This window comes from Agaribacter marinus (genome assembly GCF_030160655.1).
In the GTDB taxonomy this organism is placed as follows: Bacteria; Pseudomonadota; Gammaproteobacteria; order Enterobacterales; family Alteromonadaceae; genus Glaciecola; species Glaciecola marina.
This window is the reverse complement of sequence record NZ_BSOT01000002.1, coordinates 21,536-40,536: the sequence shown is the minus strand read 5'-3', so window position 1 is coordinate 40,536 and position 19,001 is coordinate 21,536. Positions and strand designations below refer to the sequence as shown.

The window sequence follows — 19,001 nt, the reverse complement described above, 5'->3', positions numbered from 1 at the left end:
ATAAGCATGCCTAACGTATGTTGAACAGTTAGGTTAATTAGCTCTGTTAGCTAATTGTGACGCATTGGAAGTACTTTTACATGTTATACAAAGCGATGTTACCCAAGGCCATTACGCGAATATTCATTATTTTTGCGCTTTTTATGTATCAATTATCTGCTTACAGTTTTGTCATGCAGGTTGCACAGAACAATAGTGCAAGTGCAAAAAGCTCGAGTGCTTTGCGATATGATGTTGCGCACTATGAGAATTTTGTTAATCTCGAAGGTGATATCAACCTTCAGCACCCTATGGTCCAGTTTGCCTTAAACAAACTTAGTATGACAATGTCATCGTTAGACATGCCGAACTATGTCATCAATCTGCGGTTTGTTAATAGTGTAGAGGCGCAAGCTTATGCGATTTCATCAGATGACAAGGCCCTAAATGTTAATGCAAGTGATTACCATGGCTTAATGTATGGTTTGTTGGAGGTTAATGAACGCTTAAGTTTTGGACAAAGCATTCAGCAAATTTCGCTTACGCATACACCTTATCTAAAAAAGCGAGGTTTAAAGTTTAATCTTCCTTTAGATGCAAGAACCCCCTCTTATGATGATACAGGCGATTCCGCCCAAACAAACATCGCCACCGTTTGGGATATGACATTTTGGGAAGCGTACTTAGACAGAATGGCGGAGCATCGGTATAACCAACTGACGCTTTGGAACCCTCAACCGTTTACATCTATGTTAATGCTTGAGCGCTTTCCAGGTTTGGCCCTAGATGACGTGTATGTCTCCAATGCAGCATTGACGAAAAAGATAGGCGTGTGGGGCGAAGCCGGTGGTGTCTCTGCTGTTGTTACAAACAACATGCGCAAAGTAAAAACCTTGAAGATAGCAAGTAAAATACAATTTTGGCGAGATGTGATGGCGTATGCAAAAAGCCGTGGCATAGATATCCACATTGTCACTTGGTCGATTTATGTGAATGGCATAAACGGCGCGCATGGCATTGATGCAAACATTGATAGCCCCAAAACGCATGCGTTTTTTCGCGAAGCCGTAAAGGAGTTAGTACTTACATACCCAGATTTAAAAGGGATTGGTATTACCGCGGGCGAAAACATGCCTGTGGATGGTGAAGTACAAAAGTGGACACGAGAGAAGTGGTTATGGCAAACCTATGGCTTGGGTTTAGCCGATGCGAAAGAAGTAAACCCCAATAGAGAGATCGATTTTATGCATCGGTTTTGGTATTCAGGTTTTGAAGATATTCAAAAATACTGGCAGGACTATCCTGATGCGTTTTCGTTTAGTTTTAAATATTTGATGGCACGAATGTATTCGTCTCCTGAGCCGTCGCATATTGCGCAGCGTGTTATTCCTCTATTACGTAAGCATGAGGCACAGGGACAGCCGAAGATTAAAACGTGGTGGAATTTACGCAATGACGACATTTTTGTATATCGTTGGGGGGACCCTGAATATGCGGCTCAATTTATAAAGAATTTACCTTTGGATATTACAGAGGGTATACATATGGGATCAGACGGATATGTGTGGGCTAAGACATTTTCAGATAAACAAATCGATGAGTCTAACCGGTGGGAAATAGATAAACACTGGTATAAGTTTATGATTTGGGGGAGGCTTGCATATGACCCAGACCTACCAAAGTCTTTTTTCCTTAAGCATTTAGCTTATAAATTTCCTGAGCTCCATGCTGAACGTCTCTATGCCGCGTGGCAAGCGGCGTCAAAAATTGTGCCGGCAGTCAACCGCTATCAATTTCAACCAGGTGACCGAAAGTTTGCGTCAGAAACCTCGTCTTCTCGCGAAACTTTTCGATATGTGAATGATTTTCAAGTCGCGCGTTCAATGCCTGCATCTAAGCAAATAAACGCTAGGCAATATGTTGAGGCAGTATTAAGCAAAACAGATATTGCAGATAAAATAAGCCCATTGGCTTTGGCAGAGGATATGGAAAACAATGCCAATGAGGCGCTTTCTGGCGCATTGAAACTGAGTGAAAAGATACAGATAGACGGTGAGACGGCTCGCACGCTGGCCGATATTAAAGCCTTTGCGTACCTTGGTTTGTACTATGCCAATAAAATTCGTTCTGCCGTTGCCTTAGAGTTTTTCGAAAAAACGTATTCACTAGAGAATGATGCTGCACCATATAAAAATGAGGCTATCGCGGCCATTGAACGCGCGATTGTGCACTGGGCAAATTACCGCGAAATATCGGAAGAATATTATCATCCGCAACTTTTGGCGCGCGTTAACCGTATTGATTGGAAAGCGCTTGAAAAAGAAGTGCTTTACGAAAAAGTGATTGTGCTACAAAAGGTCACCTCTCCGATGACATTGCCGTCGACAAATGATGTCGACGGTAAGCTTAAAATCACTTACAACCCAGATTTACAAGGGGAAGAGCGGCATCAACGCTTACGCATAAAAACGCCAGATGCAGGTCAATTTATGGTAGAGGTATATGAGCATGATGGTGTGCTGATAAATAACTATCATAGCAGTGGAAACGGGCCTATGCGCTGGGAATGGTTGCAAGAACGGCCAAAAGGGCAGCTGTACTATTTAAACCTTAAGTGGAAGGACATAAATTCGGTCATTAAGGTACAAAATTAGTTATCAACTGTGTTTATATGTGCTCGTTGTTGTACAGTTTTGTTGCCATAATTAAATAAATATCATGAAACTAAATCATGTTATCGGCGTTCATATTTACTGTCTTTTACGGAAAATGTGTAGAGAAGAAAGTAGTGAATGACATTAAGTAAACGCTAAGAAACAGGTGAATATTATGAAAATCCACGCGACAGCTTTTGCAATTGGTGCATCAATACTATTGAGTGCATGTGTCAGTACAGAGCCGCCCTTGCCAAAATACGACGAGTTACTAAAGGCAGAAACACAACAAGACGGGCGAGCTTGTATCCAGCAGCGTAATATCCGTGGCTTTGGTGTGTTGGAAGATAACGTGATAAGTATTGATGCTGTCGGTAAAAAAGATTACTACCTTATTACCACGATTTATCAGTGCAATTCCTTACAAACCGATTTTAGAGCCGGCTTCAAAGGGTCATTTACCCAGCTGTGCGGTGGTGGTCGGGACCGAGTCATAACATCTGAAGAGTCTTGCCCCATTCGCAGTATTTTTGAATTTGAATCTAGAGAAGAAGCGTTTTCCGCATTCAATAAGACCAGAGAGATACGCGAAAATATGCGTCAGAAAAATAAAGAAGAATCCAGTGGTGAAGAGACTAAAACGCAGAAAGAGCAAAGCTTGATTGCTATGCATTAGTTGGATTTTTTATATAAGTTTTCGAATAACTTGTGCGCCACTTTAAGTGGCCAAGTAAGGCAATTTTGAGCATCTCTGAAGGCTAATACACGGCTGCGCCTTTGTGTTCATTATTGTAAAGCGAATCGAAGGGGCGTAAATCTACATGATGATTCACAATGTGGTTTCGAGCCACAGCAGGCAATAGAACACATATCTAAATTAAGGGGTGTTGCGGTTCCAGATACTCAGGAACAAATAGATTGGGTGGTAAAAGGCCATGCAGCAATGTCAAACACGTAACAGAAAATTCAACCTGACCTCCGCTGAGTCGTCTGTTTTTGTGGCTTCACGCTAGGCTACCACAAAAAGTAAACAACTCAGCTTTAGCAGGTAAATTTAGCATTAGATGCTATATGAATTTGGCAAATTATGCTTAAAAGAACTCTTTCATTCACAAGCTTAGTTTTTTTCTACTTTCTTGTGTCTGTTGTTATTCATGAAGCTGGTCATGCTTTTACTGGAAAAGTGTTAGGGCTTGGCACGCCAATTATTAGCATCTGGCCTGGAATCGAACTTTTCCCTAATATAGGAGCATCAATTTCTACAACCCCTTGGCCAGAAAATGCCATTGCTTATGTCAGTTTCATTCCAGAGGCAACTAGGTTTGTAATTGAGTTTCCTGAATATTCTCGCTTTTCAAGCCTTAACCCAAAGCTAACAGTGGTCCCCGTGAATACTAATCAAGAGAATTACTTTCCGCCAATAGTTGGTCTCATGGGAAGTGGCGCTACATATCTTATGTCACTTTTTTGTACACTTTATTTGTACTTTTTTAAGCCCAAGGGTATTTGCCGAATCTTAGCTGTATGGGGTGCTTTCTTGTTCTACGACATACTTTGCTATACGGTATTTCCAGTGTTTTTTGGCATGTCGCATCTCATCTTTATAGGTGGTAATCATCCAGAGCCAATAATTTTTCTAGCTAATATGGGAATTCCTTTTGAAATTGCGGTTACATTGGTTATTAGTATCTGTGTCGCCCAAATTGCGGCACTATGTTATATATCAAGAAAAGAAGGATTGTTTAAATTAAAAGTACCTAACAAGCAACTTAATTTCCACTCTTCTAAGTCAAGCGGGTATAGATGTAGGGGTAACAGATTTACTGGTCGGTATTCCAAATGAGTAAAATGTAATTGTTAGTTGACATTAAGTAACCCTTAGGTAAATATAAACGAATGAATACTACTCTTACGCAACTCACAGCTCGAATTATCATCATTCCATAGGAATGGTGGGATGTGTAATATATTAAAAAATTAATCAAACCCGCCCTTGAGGCGGGTTTTCTATTTCTGCCTCTTGGGGAAACCTAGTTGGAGGCACTAGAATGAAGAAAGTAGCAATATTTGGCAAACCTGGTAATGGTAAATCCACTTTAAGTAAAAAACTGGCGTCAGCTACCGGTATACAGTTGTATCCTTTAGATTCCATTTTATATAAAGCCAATGGAGAGGAAGTGGATCGGAAGAGTTACGAAGATACACACGAGAACATTTTGTCTTTAGATAAATGGATTATTGAAGGTTTTAGTCCCATAAACTCATTGGATACTTTCAACAGGAGGCTAGAAGAGGCTGATACTCTTATCTATATAGATTTGCCTTATTTTGTGACTTATTGGCTTGTAACTAAACGACTCATTAAAAGTGTGTTTCAAAAGCCAGAAGGCTGGCCTGAAGGAAGTTCGGTATTAAATGGAACACTGAAAAGCTATAAAGTGTTAAAGCTTTGTCCAAAATTTTGGAATGATAGTTTCTTGCAAAGGGTAGAAAAACTGTCGATTAACAAGTCATTACATGTCATTCGATCCATTTCTGAGTTAAATACCTTTGTAGAGAAAAATGTGCAATAAATTGAATTTTTTACACTTGTCAGAAACATGCATTTACAAATTCAATTTGCATAATCTTTAAATTGATCTTAAAGTGATATCATAATGATATCAGCTAAGGTGTGTTATATGATCAATGAAAAGCAAGGTTTTTCGGTAAATGGTTATGGTGTTGTTGTAGTGTTGAGTATTGCTGCAATTTGGGTTTTATCTCAATTGCATAATATTTCTCAGGCATCAACGAGCTTTATCGTAGCGCTTAGCGTGACTGCGGTACTCGTTATTCTTTGTCTGCCTGGTTTTTTTATGGTGCAACCCAATCAAGGTAAAGTTTTATCACTATTTGGCAGTTATGTCGGTACCGAAAAGCGCAACGGTCTGCGCTGGACCATCCCTTTGTATTTGCGCCGAGTAGTGTCGCTGCGGGTACGCAATTTTGAAAGTGCGAAAATAAAAGTAAATGATAATCAAGGGAATCCCATTGAGATTGCGACGATTGTCGTTTGGTCAGTAAGTGATACCGCTGAGGCAGTGTATGAAGTGGATGACTACGAAAGTTACGTAACAATTCAAAGTGAAGCCGCGCTTAGAAATTTAGCTAGTATTTATCCCTATGACCCAAGAGATGATGCTGAGTCAGAAATTGCATTGCGCAGCCATCCGACGGAAATTGCAGATAATCTGCGTACTGAAATACAAGAACGCTTAGGCAATGCAGGTATTACAGTGCTTGAAGCAAGAATAAGCCACTTAGCTTACGCACAAGAAATCGCCAGTGCCATGCTCCAGCGTCAGCAAGCGTCGGCTATCATTGCAGCTCGTAGCCGCATAGTTGAAGGTGCGGTGGGTATGGTTGATATGGCATTAACCCGCTTGTCTGAAAAAGAGATCGTAGAGTTAGATGAAGAGCGCAAAGCGACAATGGTTAGTAACCTACTTGTGGTATTATGTGCAGAAAAGAGTACTCAGCCTGTGGTGAATACTGGCACGCTGTATTGATCTTGTATTTACCGATATTCGCAAATACTACTGAAAGCAAGTATGTAAGTTAGGGCTGTTTAGAATGGGCAAAAAAGCTTATCCACTTAGAATTAATGAGCAAGTATTGTCTGCCATGCAACGCTGGGCAGATGACGACTTGCGCAGCCTTAATGCGCAAATTGAATATGTGTTACGTGAGGCCTTAGTCAGTTCAGGTCGCGTAAAAGTGACGCAACGAGTTATAACAGATATCGAACCAAATGATGCGGATGATAACAGCAAGGCTAACTGACCATAGACTTGTGTTATCTCCACGTTATCTAGCGCCTATGCGTTTTTGGCGCAATTACACCTAGTTGTGTCGGCAGATTGTTAGTATGTTTTATAAGGCAGGAACTTACCTGACATTACTACGCTCACACGATCGCCTTTGTCGTTTTCTTCGCGTTGTAAATCCATCGAAAAATCGATAGCACTCATAATGCCATCGCCAAATTCTTCATGAATTAATTCTTTTAATGTTGTCCCATATACATTCACAAGTTCATACCAACGATAAATTAGCGGATCTGTAGGTACTTCTGTCGGCAATGACCCCTTATAAGGCGCGATTTGCAACCAAGCAACGGCTTCGTCTGACAACGAAAGTAATTCACCCACTGCTTCTGCCTGAGATTTCGTCATTGCCATTTGACCTAAGCAAGCTGCCGTTGACCATTCTTTGGAATGGCCAATTACCTCGGCTATTTGTTTCCAGGTAAAACCTTGCGTGATTTTTGTTGCTACGATCATTTTGGTGACTTCTTCTCTAGATGTAATCATCTTGTATGTCCTTTGATTTTGTTAATACTAGCGAGGGAAGAGCAATTTTGAAGCCAAACAAGGTAAAGGGATAAGTGTCACGTCGTCAGGTAGTTTCGACGGTATAATTCGAGAAAATCGACATTGTATGCCCGTCAAATGTTAAATTTAGGTGCAGTTTAAAATCGCTCTGCACCTAAATGATTCAATGACTCAGCGTTTTACTTCTGTTGTTCAGCACGTTGACAGTTTTGCATACGCCATCATTAACCATTTTGTACCAAAGTCATCAAAGTTTACTTGTACACGCGCATGCTCGTTGGCACCCTCATAATTGAGTACAGTACCTTCACCAAATTTTTTATGTGAAACTCGCTGACCAAGCGAAAAACCGCTATCGCTGAAAGTTTCATGAGACGCTGCGCTGTCAAAACGGTTGTATACGGGTTGCGATACCTGAGAGCGTAGGCGTATTTCTTCAAGATACTCTGACGGAATTTCACGGATGAAGCGTGACGCTGTATGATACTTATCTTGACCATATAAACGCCTTGTTTCCGCATACGTAATGATGAGCTGCTGCATCGCGCGTGTCATTCCTACATACGCAAGGCGGCGTTCTTCTTCCATTCGTCCAGGTTCTTCATTACTCATGCTGCTTGGAAACATGCCTTCTTCAACACCGGCCATAACCACCAAAGGAAATTCTAACCCTTTAGCCGTGTGAATCGTCATCATTTGCACGGCATCTTGATCTGCTTGCGCCTGTCCCTCACCAGCTTCAAGAGAAGCGTGAGCTAAAAACGCTGATAAGGGTGTCATACCATCCGCTTCTTCGGGCATTTCAAACTGTTTACAGGCCGTGACGAGTTCTTGCAAATTTTCTACTCTTGCTTGTGCTTTGTCACCTTTCTCGGCTTGATACATTGCATACAAGCCGCTCCCTTTAATGACACTGTCCGCTTGTTTTTCTAATGCTTGTTGACTGACATTTTCGGTCATAGAGTTGACCAGGTTAATAAAACTCTGTAGTGCATTTGATGCACGCCCAGTAAGGCGTTTTTCATTCAGCATGACTTCACTCGCTTGCCACATTGAATAGTTGTTCTCTCGGGCAAATATGCGAATGTTACTCAAGGTTTTATCGCCTAACCCTCTTGCAGGCGTATTGACCACGCGTTCAAATGCTGCATCATCGATTACGTTGTTTACTAAACGCAGATAACTTAGCGCATCTTTTATTTCTTGGCGTTCAAAAAAGCGCAATCCGCCATAAATGCGATAAGGCAAGCCTTCGTGAATGAGCGCTTCTTCTAATACGCGTGATTGGGCGTTATTGCGATAAAGTATTGCGGTGTCATTTAGTGCATTACCTGCTTCAAAAAATTGTTTAATGCGCGAGACGATGAATCTTGCTTCATCAAGCTCATTGAAACCGGCGTAAAGCGCAATTTTTTTGCCTTCATCACCCTCTGTCCATAAGTCTTTGCCGAGCCTGCCGCTGTTGTAGGCAATAACAGCGTTGGCTGCATTTAGAATATTACTGGTAGAGCGATAATTTTGCTCAAGTCTTGTTGTACCAGCGCCTTCATAATCTTTTAAAAACTTAGATATATTGGCGACATTGGCGCCTCGCCAACCGTAAATTGATTGGTCGTCGTCACCCACGATCATCATACTGTTACTGGGCGATTTCATTAGTTTTAGCCAAGCGTATTGAATATTATTCGTGTCTTGAAACTCGTCGACAAGTATTGCTCGAAAGCGTTGTTGATAGTGATGCCTGAGTTCTTCATTGTCACGCATCGTTTCAAAGCAGCGCAGTAGCAACTCGGCAAAATCGACTAAGCCGGAGCGTTGGCATGTTTCTTCATACGCGGCATAAATTTCTTTCATCTTTTGTTGATTGGGGTCGTTATTCGTCTCAACATGAGCGGCGCGTAAGCCTTCATCTTTATTGCCATTAATAAACCATTGAACCTGTTTAGGTGGACAATGTTTTTCATCTAAGTTCATCGCTTTTAGTAAGCGTTTTACTAGTCGGTATTGGTCATCAGAGTCAATAATGGTGAAATTTTGAGGTAAGCTTGCTTCTTCGTAATGTAGTCGCAATAAACGGTGGGCAAGACCATGGAAAGTACCAATCCACATGGCATTCAACGCACCACCAGAGAGCCTTTCAACTCGGGCACGCATTTCTTTTGCTGCCTTGTTGGTAAAGGTGACCGCTAAAATACTGTACGGAGATATATTTTCAACTTCCATCAACCATGCGATTCGATGCACTAATACGCGTGTCTTGCCGCTACCCGCACCAGCCAGTACCAACATATCTCCGGTTGGCGCTGCGACAGCTTCGCGTTGTTTGTCATTCATTTGGTCTAAAAGTCGAGATACGTCCATCTTTATATTGGTAGTCTATTTCTGTTCTATTTTGTTGGCACTATACCAAAGTTAATGAAAAAAAACTGTCTATTTATACAGCTTTATTGTCAAGAATACAGGTATTCTTGTGTAGCTAATTTGACACGGTGTATAATTTAAATAGACTTAGCGAAAATTATGATGTTGTGAGTATTCTTATGACGATACAAATAGAAAGACCACAAGCACTTTCGAGTGAAGACTTTTGGCGTGCACTTAAGTTGGAGGCAAAAGATGTCTCGGAGCGAGAGCCTTTGCTTGCCAGCTATATACACTCCTGCGTTGCTGGACATCATAATTTTGAGACCTCATTAAGTTTCATATTGTCCAATAAGGTAAGTGATGACGTAATGCCAGCAATGTCGGTAGGTGAAATCTTTAATGAAGCCTATTTATTAAATCCTGCAATGGTTGAAGCTGCTATTTATGATATTCAAGCGGTGGTTGCACGAGACCCAGCGGTTTCTGCATTCCTACCTGTATTGACCCACTTTAAAGGATACCAATCGTTACAAGTACATCGGCTTGCGCATTATTTGTGGAAAAACAATCGTAAGGAATTAGCTTTGTTCATGCAAAGCCGTAACTCTGAAGTATTTTCAGTAGACATCCACCCAGGTGCAGTCATTGGGCAAGGTGTGATGCTTGACCACGCAACAGGTATTGTCATCGGCGAAACGGCCGTGATTGAAGACAATGTGTCGATATTACAAAATGTGACGCTGGGTGGTACTGGTAATGAGCAAGGGGACCGACACCCCAAAGTCCGCGAAGGCGTGATGATTGGTTCCGGCGCTAAAATTCTGGGTAACATAGAAATTGGGAAAGGCTCAAAAGTTGGCGCCGGCAGCGTTGTGTTAAATAACGTTGCGTGCGGTGTCACGGTTGTTGGTGTACCAGCAAAAGTTGTCGGTAAACCTGATTGCACGATGCCTTGTGATTCAATGGAGCAGAACGTACTTCGAGACAAAGCCTAGTTCGACTAGCCTCTATTCTTCAAAAGAATAACTAAAAAAGACAATATTTAATTTAAATGTGTTAATCAATAACTGTCGCAAAATGTATACGTTTACATTTATTTTAACAATTTGTTGACAATAAATACACTAATAACCTACCTTTAAATAGCAGTCTCACAGAGATTTAGGGTTTTCATACTATTTTTAGTGAGTCCGTTTTAGATATTTATGTTAACGTTTACATTTTCCTGGCGATGGGTATATCAAGACATACAGCATACGCAAGCCGCTTCTATTATGCATAGAAGTAACTTACTTATCCTGTATTAAGGGATTAACTGAATTCAATTCTGTGTCAAGGGAGGGATATAGCGAAAATACAAGACATTCAATCGAACAGTAGTTGGTTGTGTAGCAGTCTAGTTTTCGAAAGGCGTAAACGTTAGTGGATATCGTACGAGAAATTGCGTCGTGCGCAATTTAGTTATTTATACTAACGTTAAGGCACACCACATGTACACACAAAAGCTATCACCAAAGCAGCATCGGTTATTCAGCCGATTAAATTGGGTAAGTAGAAAGTTCTCACTTAAGTTTCAAGTACTCTGTTTTTGTAGTTTAACTTCCATTCAAGCTTTTGCTTGGGATGGTCCAACTGACAACGCTACTTGGAATCAACTAAAAAGCCAAGTAGAGGCAAAACGACAAGCACTTATTGCCAAAATTTCTGAGGCAGAAGCAGCAGGCGTCAATACAGACTATGCCTACGTGACGCAAGTCACTATTGAGCGGTTTCAGACCTACGCACAATATGACCGAGACAATCCAAATAAACTTTTGGATGCAGTGAATGCGGTATGGTGGAGCAATAAAATCCCTGCAAATTATCATATAGAATTACCTTTTGACGAGCTAGATGCGTCTATTGATATAGCTGATGAAGCAATTGCAGAATTGAATGCCCAAATAAATGGCACCATTGTAAAAAAAGATCCTGTCGATTTTTCTGCACAAAAAGTGACGCTTAACGGAGAATATTATCGTCAATTCGGAAAACCTGTTTTTCCAAGTAATTTCAATTTCATGCCAAGAGATGAAGACGTCATGCAGGCATTTGGACGACAAGGTGGGGCATTTTATTCAACAAAAGATTTGCAACAAGATGGCACAGTCGCAACGAATCGTATCAATAATATTTCCAATAATATTGCAAACCAGAATGCGGACAGTGTCGGTCCCATTTCATATTTTATTGGTCATACCGGAAGTAATAGTTGGCAACAAGCAAATCATCCTGAAGCATTGCAGTACGGACGGTTTTTTACTCAGAGAGACATTGATAGTCCCGTTGTCAGGTCTTGGTATACTGACCTATTTGAGAGCGTATTACCTCAAGTAACACCATCGTCAGGAAATACAGAAACGATGCATTTATTGCACAATGAACCTAGTTTTTCTACTAGAGAAGGTGGATGGTTAGCTGCAAACGGTGTTTCAAGTTTCACCAGAAACAAATATCGCATTTGGTTACGCGAAAAGTATGGCGAGTCAATTGCGAATTTAAATGCGGTTTACGGTACGAGTTACTTCGATTTTAACAATGCAGCACAAAGCCTCACAATACCTGTGCCAACTGCCCTGCAAGGTGGACCAATTTGGTATGACTGGTGTCGTTTTAATATGGATAGGGTAAATGATTGGTGGACATTCTTAGCAAACGGCACTACTTCTAACGATATCGACAATTCACCTATCACCGTTAAGGTGTTAGGTGGCCAGCTTAAAAATCCGTACCGAGATAACGGTCTTGATATGGAGTTCCTTGTAAAGTTGCAAGATATTCCAGGGCAGGATTTTGCCATGGCTCCTGCAGAATTAACGGATATAAATATTCGACCAAGAGACAAGGAGTGGATGGCACATTACCAGTTGGATTGGGTAGAACAGTCGATGGGTTTGGACTTTACCAAAACCGTTGCGCCGGGTAAGCCATTCTATGACTCTGAATGGCATGGTTTAAGTGCACGTTGGCAAGATTTTAATATGCGTCCAGAATATGTTCGCGCGGGCCTTTGGTTAGCTTATACACATGGTATGAGTGCCACTACCGCATGGGTATGGGGGCGTAAAAATGATGGAAGCTTTGAGTCTGTGAATTCAATTTTCATATCAGAACCAACCACTCAGCCTCGTATGATGAATGCATTTGGGCAAACATTTAAAGAGTTAAACGCCCACGCAGAATCCATTGTTGATCTGGTGCCACAAACTCGTGACTTTTATATCTACTACGTGGAAGATTCTGCCATTCAGGATCCCGATTATATTCATGACCTTGAAGCAGTATACGAAGCATTAAAAGTCATGAACGTTCGCGTTGGTTTTACTACGCCGAGTGAAATAGGTTCTCTTGCTAACAGCAAGACAGTCATCGTGCCGCGGACACCGTATATTTCAGATGCCAACTTAAATGCGTTAAAAAGCCATGGCGGGAATATTGTCGTTATTGAGCCTAGTAGTAGCTTTGCCAAAACGGAACATGGCGACAATCGTGGTGCTGCAAACGTTAATACCTTTGCTACTTTTAATTTGGACTCGGCGTTCGCGATGGCGGATACTTTTAAAAGTGGTTTTGCGAGTATTATTCCCTCGCAGTTGGTGCCGTATACGCAGACGAAAGCGAATGGGCAAAACGGTTATGGTGTACTAATTAACCAAGCAAATACCGGTAACGCGGGGGCTACAACAATCAGCATGATCAATATTTCAAATGAGCCGCGAACCGTTGATTTTTCTTTAACTGGTGGTGCTAATGCATTTGTAGATTTAACTACGGGACAAGTCGTTTCTAAAACACAAACCTTACAACCTTACGACGTACTTTTGGTTGAGACAACATCAGCGAGTGCGTCTGTTCAGCTAGGTGCACAAGTAGAGGCTGAATCGTTTACCAATCAGTCTGGTATTCAAATAGTCGGTGGCATAAAGGTCGGTTATATTCAAAACAATGATTGGACTGAATATGCATCAACGGATATTGCTGGTGCAGATCAATTTACAGCGCGCGTTGCTAGCAATACATCAGGTGGCCAAATTGAAGTAAGGGAGGGGAATGCAAATGGTCAGCTCCTGGGTACCTTAAGTGTGCCGAATACCGGTGGTTGGAATCAATTTCAAAGCTTTAGTACGTCTATTACTAGTCCAAGTGCTGGTGCAGATATATATTTAGTTTACAAAGGCGGTTCTGGCTTCTTGTTCGATATTGATTGGTTCCAGTTTGACTCCGTGTCACTCGCAAATGAGGACTTAGGTGACACCATTGAAGCAGAGCAGTTTGATTCAATGAGTGGCGTTCAAGTCGTCAATAACGCGAAGGTTGGTTACATTGAAAACAACGACTGGATTAAGTTCAAAAATCGCCGTTTTGCCGGCGCGTCGAGCATTACGCTAAATGTTGCAAGCAACACCTCAGGCGGTACTATTGAAGTAAGAATTGGTGCTACGACTGGCCCACTTTTGGGTTCAGTAACGGTACCAAATACGGGGGGGTGGAACCAATTCCAAGATGTTACAGGAAGTATTTCAGGTATTAGTGTCGAGACAGATATTGTGCTGTCCTTCAAAGGTGGCAATGGTTTTCTATTTGATGTGAATTCATTCCGTATCGATTAGAAAAGTTCCGCTAGATTTACGGAAAGATAAACCAACATTGCAAAGCGGCCGAGTAAGGCCGCTTTTTTTAGGCCTTAAATAAAACAATAATTGCCTAACAAACAACTGAATTTCATTTTAGTCTAATGATTCAAACTTATATAAGAAACTTAAACTCTACCTTCAAAGTCAGCTGCACAATGACGCTCACGTAATTGTTCGTTTTCCTCACCCCAAGGCTTATTTACAATTCGACCGCGTTTAACACCTGGCCGCTCGGCTATTTGATTTGTCCAGCGTTGTAGGTGTTTGTAATCTTGCACTTGCAAAAATTCACCAGCTTCATAAATATTGCCTTGTGCTAACACGCCATACCAAGGCCATATTGCGATATCTGCAATACTAAATTCTTGACCGGCTACAAATTCATGCTGACTAAGTTGTTTGTCTAACACATCCAATTGTCGTTTGACTTCCATGGTATATCGATTAATGGGATATTCGAAACGCTCAGGTGCATAGTGATAAAAGTGACCAAAGCCACCTCCTAAAAATGGTGCACTGCCCATTTGCCAAAATAGCCAGTTCAACGTTTCTACACGTCCTTGTCCATTGCTAGGTAGCAATTTTCCAAATTTTTCCGCGAGGTATACTAGAATATTACCTGATTCGAATACGCGTTGGATACTATTCTCGCTATAGTCCAATAACGCAGGAATTTTAGAGTTGGGATTTACCTCAACAAAGCCGCTGCCGAATTGGTCGCCTTCAGAGATATCAATCAACCAGGCATCATATTCTGCTTCACTCACCCCAAGTTCTAATAATTCCTCAAACATGATAGTGGCTTTTACGCCATTAGGCGTTGCAAGTGAGTATAGTTGAAAATTGTGCTTACCTTTTGGTAGTTCTTTTTCATGCGTGCTACCAGATATTGGACGATTTATATTAGCAAATTTTCCACCACTTGCTTGATCCCACGTCCACACATTTGGGGGTGTATACTTTTCGGTCGTCATTGGTTTTGCCTATGGAGTATTAAATTGTCTAGTATTAGATTGGGTCTTTATATGAAAACTTTCAAGGATATTTTTTTGTGTTTTAGATGTCGTGTAAGCTGGTCAGGGTTTTCGTTTATGAACTGTGAACTTGATACGGTAATATGAACTGTTTAAATTGTGCATCGTGAGACTTGGGAATGCGAATAGCCATTGTAACAACTGATGTGTATGAGACGTCTACGAGGTCTCCCTCATGTTGTGAAAGCCAATGCCTTATTTTTTGCTCGTCGCTAAAACTAACGGTGCAACGTCGTTCAAGCATGTCGATAAATTCAATCGTTTCAACTGCGTTAATCGCTTGATTTGTTGCATTTGAATAAGCCCTAACAAGGCCGCCTGCGCCCAATTTGATACCGCCGAAATAACGGCTTACCACAACAATTACGTTACCTATTTCGCCATGTTGCAATACATTAAGTATAGGCTTTCCAGCAGTACCACTCGGTTCACCGTCATCTGACATTGCTGCACTCGTAGGCACTTTGGGTGAACCAAATAGGTATGCCCAGCAATGGTGCCTTGCATCAGGGTATTTCTGCTTGCAAATTTCCAATGATTGCATTGCGTCCGCTCTATTTTCTGCTTTGGCGACATATGCGAAAAATTTACTCTTTTTTTCTTCAAAGAGAGTTTCGACAGGTTTTATTGGCATCAAATAACTCAAGCGTACTTTATCTCTGTTTTTTTATAATGCGTTTAAGTTCTTTTAAATGTTTAAGTTGTATGTGGGGCAGTAATCTAGCATCACGTTCATTGCTGATTGCCATTTGCCGGTCTGCTGCATACCAAGCGGTATTGTAGCCAGCGTCAATGGCACCTTTGATATCTTTATCCAAGTTATCGCCTACATGTAGCATTTTTTCTGGCGGTATATTTAGCAATATTGATGCTTTGTTAAACATATCCGCTGACGGTTTCATTCTGCCATCTGGGCCAGCCAACAGTATATGTGAGAAGTATTTACCAATGCCTATCTTTTTGCAATCTACGTTGCCGTTAGTGATTGCAACGAGCGGTAGACGGTATGATAGGCTTCTTAATAAACGCCGAATGCCTTTGGACACCATAAAATCGCTTCGTTTGTCGTAAAAAGCATCAAAACATTTACTGACGGCGGATGGAATGTCTTCAGCATTCATTTCTGCAAAAACGAATGCTTTAGTCAATGTGACTTCTCTTAGTACGCTGACATGATGCGCTAGTTCAGGTTGTTCCTGCAGCGCTTTTAATTTGAACAATGTCCAATCTTGTCGCGTATAATGAGCCGCTTGAGGATAGTGCTTACTAATATAGTCGAGTAAATACTGATCGGCTGCCTTAATATGGGGCCAATTGTCGTAAAATGTATCATCTAAATCGAAACTTATAGCTTCAATTTTTGGTAATGGTTTGTGAATAATCACTTCTTCTTCGCCCTTGGGTGTGCCTTGTCATATACGTCTGCGAGATGTTGAAAGTTCAAGTGAGTATAAACTTGTGTGGTAGATAAGTTAGCATGTCCTAACAATTCCTGTACGCCACGTAAATCATTGCTACTTTCTAGCACATGAGTAGCAAAAGAGTGGCGCAGTGTATGCGGACTAATCTTTTGATACAAGGTTTGTTCTTGTGCCCATTTACTGAGTCGATTTGCCACTTGCCGATTACTTATACGGCGCTTTTGTATGGAAAGAAAAAGTGCTTCAGGGTCCTTTACATCAGCAAGTGTTTGACGTGCCATTTTATATTTTGCGAGTGCCGTTTTGGTCTTCCTACCTAGTGGTATTTGCCGTTGTTTACTGCCTTTTCCCATTACGGTAACATCCCCTGAATCTAAAATATCATTTACATTTAGGTTTGTTAATTCTGATAATCTAAGCCCACAGCCATACAGTAATTCAAATATTGCTTTATCCCGTAAGCCAAGAAAACTGTTTTCATCGAAATTAAGCAATGCTGCCATTTCATCGACGTTAAGTTGTTTTGGTAAGGGTTTATTTTCTTTAACGGATTGTATTTGCGTTGCAGGGTTGTGCGCGAGTATTTGTTCACGGACTAGGTATTTGCAAAAGTTACGTAGTACTGTTAGCCGCAGATTTATGCTGCGAGGTGACAGGCTACTTTGGCTGCTTACATGCACAACTCTTTTTACGTGTTGGGCCGTTAATAAAGCCCAGTCTCGATTGCCTAAAATCTCTGCGCACGCTAAAAGCTGTCGTCGGTAATTATTCACGGTGTGGTGAGATAATTGACGTTGAACTTCTAACTCCCTTAAAAATTTTATGACTTGTATATAAACAGGGTGCTCTTCAGTCAGTTCTAATTCGCTTGGCATAATAAACATAGCACCTGTTTGTGCATAATATTGGTTAAGCTTGATTCTCTATTCTGCGTTCAGCTTAACTACTAAGTATCCGTTCCAAATGAAACGCTAAAAATTGTCTCAAATAGTCGAGTAAAGAGGTATCCATTGAAGGAGAAAAATGTGATGCATCTTCACTGGCAATGGCTAAAACTGCTTTTACAGTAGTCTCTTTTGTTTCGATCCCATTAATTTTTACTATTGCAACAGAACCGATATTAATTGATTTAAACAGTACCTGTTGTTCATGTGTACTAATTCTTCCCAAATAATAGTTGGTATTGGCGAGTTTTTTGTCAAGCAAACTACGTTGAGGTAATTCTGGTAGCTGCTCTGCTAATGCATTATCAATCAATACGATACTTGCTTCGAGCAAGCTCAACTTTTCGCAAAAATGATGGTGCAGAGCGGTTTCTATTTGCGCTAGCGTTTGATTTGTTGATAGTACAAAGTTTAGTTCAGTATACGCGTTGTAAATGATTTCGTTTCGCTCAGCATTGCGTATCATTTGTTCCAAACGTTTTTTTTGTTGTTTAACTTTTTCTCGGTATTGTTCTAACTGAATTTGCGTAAGAGAAACTACACCATGATTTTCTTGCGGCAATTTTACATCCGCTAACAGTGATTTGTGACGTAAAAAAAAGTCCGGATGTCTACGTAAATACTCAGCTATCTGATTTTCGTCAAGGGAATCAATTGTTGTTTCGGAAAACGTATCTATAGATGCGCTATTTGTCATAACTGGATATGTCCGTCATATACATGTTCTGCAGGCCCAGTCATTTTAAGCAATGAATCCTTACCCTGCCATTTTATTTTTAATTGCCCACCGGGCAAATCAACTCGCACTTCTTGATCAAGTTTTCCTTGAATTTGACCAATAGCAACGGCGGCACAAGCGCCACTACCACAGGCTAATGTCTCACCAGTGCCTCGCTCGAAAACACGAAGTTTAATGTGTTTGCGATCGATAATTTGCATAAAGCCGACGTTTACGCCTTCAGGGAATCTGTCGTGTTGACCAATGAGCGTGCCAATTCCTTCTACGTCTGTATTGTCTACATCCGATACGTCTAACACACAATGTGGGTTACCCATTGATACTACACCACAGAAAAACGTCTGATCCTTGTCGCGAATAATATAGGTGTTTTCTTGTTTATTGGCTTTAAATGGTACTTCAGCAGGCGTAAAGTTTGGTCTTCCCATATTGACCGTGACTAGGCCATCTCGCTCTAAATAAAGTACCATTTTCCCTGCTTTTGTACTCACGGTAATTTTATTACGATTGATTAAGCCCTTATTTTTAACAAAGCGGGCAAAACAACGTGCGCCATTGCCACATTGAGATACTTCTGAACCATCTGCATTAAATATCCGATAGTGAAAGTCCTGCTCAGGATCATAAGGCGGCTCAACGACTAGCATTTGATCGAAGCCTATGCCGAAGTTTCTGTCTGAGAGTTGTTGAATTCTATCTTTGGAAAAGAATGCGTTTTGTGTCACATTGTCAACCACAACAAAATCGTTGCCTAAACCGTGCATTTTTGAAAACTGCAAGGTAGATTTTTTGGGTGTTTTTTGATGTTGCGGCATGA

Annotated in this window: 16 protein-coding genes; 8 read left to right on the top strand and 8 right to left on the bottom strand. The window is 41.0% G+C overall.

Annotated features, from left to right (window positions below):
- Positions 1-80 precede the first annotated feature (80 nt).
- From QQK00_RS00655 to QQK00_RS00630, 6 genes are all read left to right on the top strand, one after another.
- A complete protein-coding gene (locus QQK00_RS00655; RefSeq protein WP_284215550.1) occupies positions 81-2,633 on the top strand; it encodes a hypothetical protein in 2,553 nt (850 codons plus the stop codon).
- A gap of 175 nt (positions 2,634-2,808) precedes the next feature.
- The gene (locus tag QQK00_RS00650) at positions 2,809-3,309 is read left to right on the top strand and encodes a DUF6491 family protein (RefSeq protein ID WP_284215549.1); all 501 of its coding nucleotides are present in this window, start codon (positions 2,809-2,811) and stop codon (positions 3,307-3,309) included.
- A gap of 411 nt (positions 3,310-3,720) precedes the next feature.
- Positions 3,721-4,476: a hypothetical protein gene (locus QQK00_RS00645; protein WP_284215548.1), complete on the top strand. Its 756-nt coding sequence runs from the start codon at positions 3,721-3,723 to the stop codon at positions 4,474-4,476.
- Between the two features lie 205 nt (positions 4,477-4,681).
- Complete coding sequence (locus QQK00_RS00640) at positions 4,682-5,206, top strand: P-loop NTPase family protein (protein ID WP_284215547.1); 525 nt, start codon at positions 4,682-4,684, stop codon at positions 5,204-5,206.
- Positions 5,207-5,314: 108 nt separating this feature from the next.
- On the top strand, positions 5,315-6,184 hold the full coding sequence (locus tag QQK00_RS00635; protein WP_284215546.1) for an SPFH domain-containing protein: 870 nt from the start codon (positions 5,315-5,317) through the stop codon (positions 6,182-6,184).
- A 64-nt stretch (positions 6,185-6,248) separates the two neighbouring features.
- Positions 6,249-6,458: a type II toxin-antitoxin system antitoxin gene (locus QQK00_RS00630; protein ID WP_284215545.1), complete on the top strand. Its 210-nt coding sequence runs from the start codon at positions 6,249-6,251 to the stop codon at positions 6,456-6,458.
- An 80-nt stretch (positions 6,459-6,538) separates the two neighbouring features.
- Here QQK00_RS00630 and cynS read toward each other — a convergent pair whose 3' ends face one another.
- Positions 6,539-6,988 (bottom strand): cyanase, encoded by a 450-nt coding sequence (gene cynS / locus QQK00_RS00625; RefSeq protein WP_284215544.1) that lies wholly within the window; start codon positions 6,986-6,988, stop codon positions 6,539-6,541.
- A gap of 213 nt (positions 6,989-7,201) precedes the next feature.
- Positions 7,202-9,370 (bottom strand): DNA helicase II, encoded by a 2,169-nt coding sequence (gene uvrD, locus QQK00_RS00620; RefSeq protein ID WP_284215543.1) that lies wholly within the window; start codon positions 9,368-9,370, stop codon positions 7,202-7,204.
- 179 nt (positions 9,371-9,549) lie between these two features.
- On the opposite strand from uvrD, the gene cysE reads away from it, so the two are divergent.
- Complete coding sequence (gene cysE / locus QQK00_RS00615; RefSeq protein ID WP_284215542.1) at positions 9,550-10,368, top strand: serine O-acetyltransferase; 819 nt, start codon at positions 9,550-9,552, stop codon at positions 10,366-10,368.
- A gap of 495 nt (positions 10,369-10,863) precedes the next feature.
- Positions 10,864-14,022 carry a carbohydrate-binding protein gene (locus QQK00_RS00610; protein ID WP_284215541.1) on the top strand — a complete coding sequence of 1,053 codons (3,159 nt, stop codon included), beginning with the start codon at positions 10,864-10,866 and terminating at the stop codon, positions 14,020-14,022.
- Positions 14,023-14,171: 149 nt separating this feature from the next.
- Here the strand turns inward: QQK00_RS00610 and yghU are convergent, their stop codons facing one another.
- From yghU to dapF, 6 genes are all read right to left on the bottom strand, one after another.
- Positions 14,172-15,020: a glutathione-dependent disulfide-bond oxidoreductase gene (yghU, locus tag QQK00_RS00605; RefSeq protein WP_284215540.1), complete on the bottom strand. Its 849-nt coding sequence runs from the start codon at positions 15,018-15,020 to the stop codon at positions 14,172-14,174.
- Between the two features lie 115 nt (positions 15,021-15,135).
- Positions 15,136-15,714, bottom strand: coding sequence for an IMPACT family protein (locus QQK00_RS00600; protein WP_284215539.1), 579 nt, complete (start codon positions 15,712-15,714; stop codon positions 15,136-15,138).
- 19 nt (positions 15,715-15,733) lie between these two features.
- Positions 15,734-16,465: an HAD-IA family hydrolase gene (locus QQK00_RS00595; protein WP_284215537.1), complete on the bottom strand. Its 732-nt coding sequence runs from the start codon at positions 16,463-16,465 to the stop codon at positions 15,734-15,736.
- Positions 16,462-17,376 carry a tyrosine recombinase XerC gene (locus QQK00_RS00590; protein WP_284215536.1) on the bottom strand — a complete coding sequence of 305 codons (915 nt, stop codon included), beginning with the start codon at positions 17,374-17,376 and terminating at the stop codon, positions 16,462-16,464. Before QQK00_RS00590 ends, QQK00_RS00595 begins: the two co-directional genes overlap by 4 nt.
- 64 nt (positions 17,377-17,440) lie before the next feature.
- Positions 17,441-18,142, bottom strand: a complete 702-nt coding sequence (locus tag QQK00_RS00585; RefSeq protein WP_284215535.1) for a DUF484 family protein — start codon at positions 18,140-18,142, stop codon at positions 17,441-17,443.
- Positions 18,139-18,999 carry a diaminopimelate epimerase gene (gene dapF / locus QQK00_RS00580; protein WP_284215534.1) on the bottom strand — a complete coding sequence of 287 codons (861 nt, stop codon included), beginning with the start codon at positions 18,997-18,999 and terminating at the stop codon, positions 18,139-18,141. Before dapF ends, QQK00_RS00585 begins: the two co-directional genes overlap by 4 nt.
- Positions 19,000-19,001 lie beyond the last annotated feature (2 nt).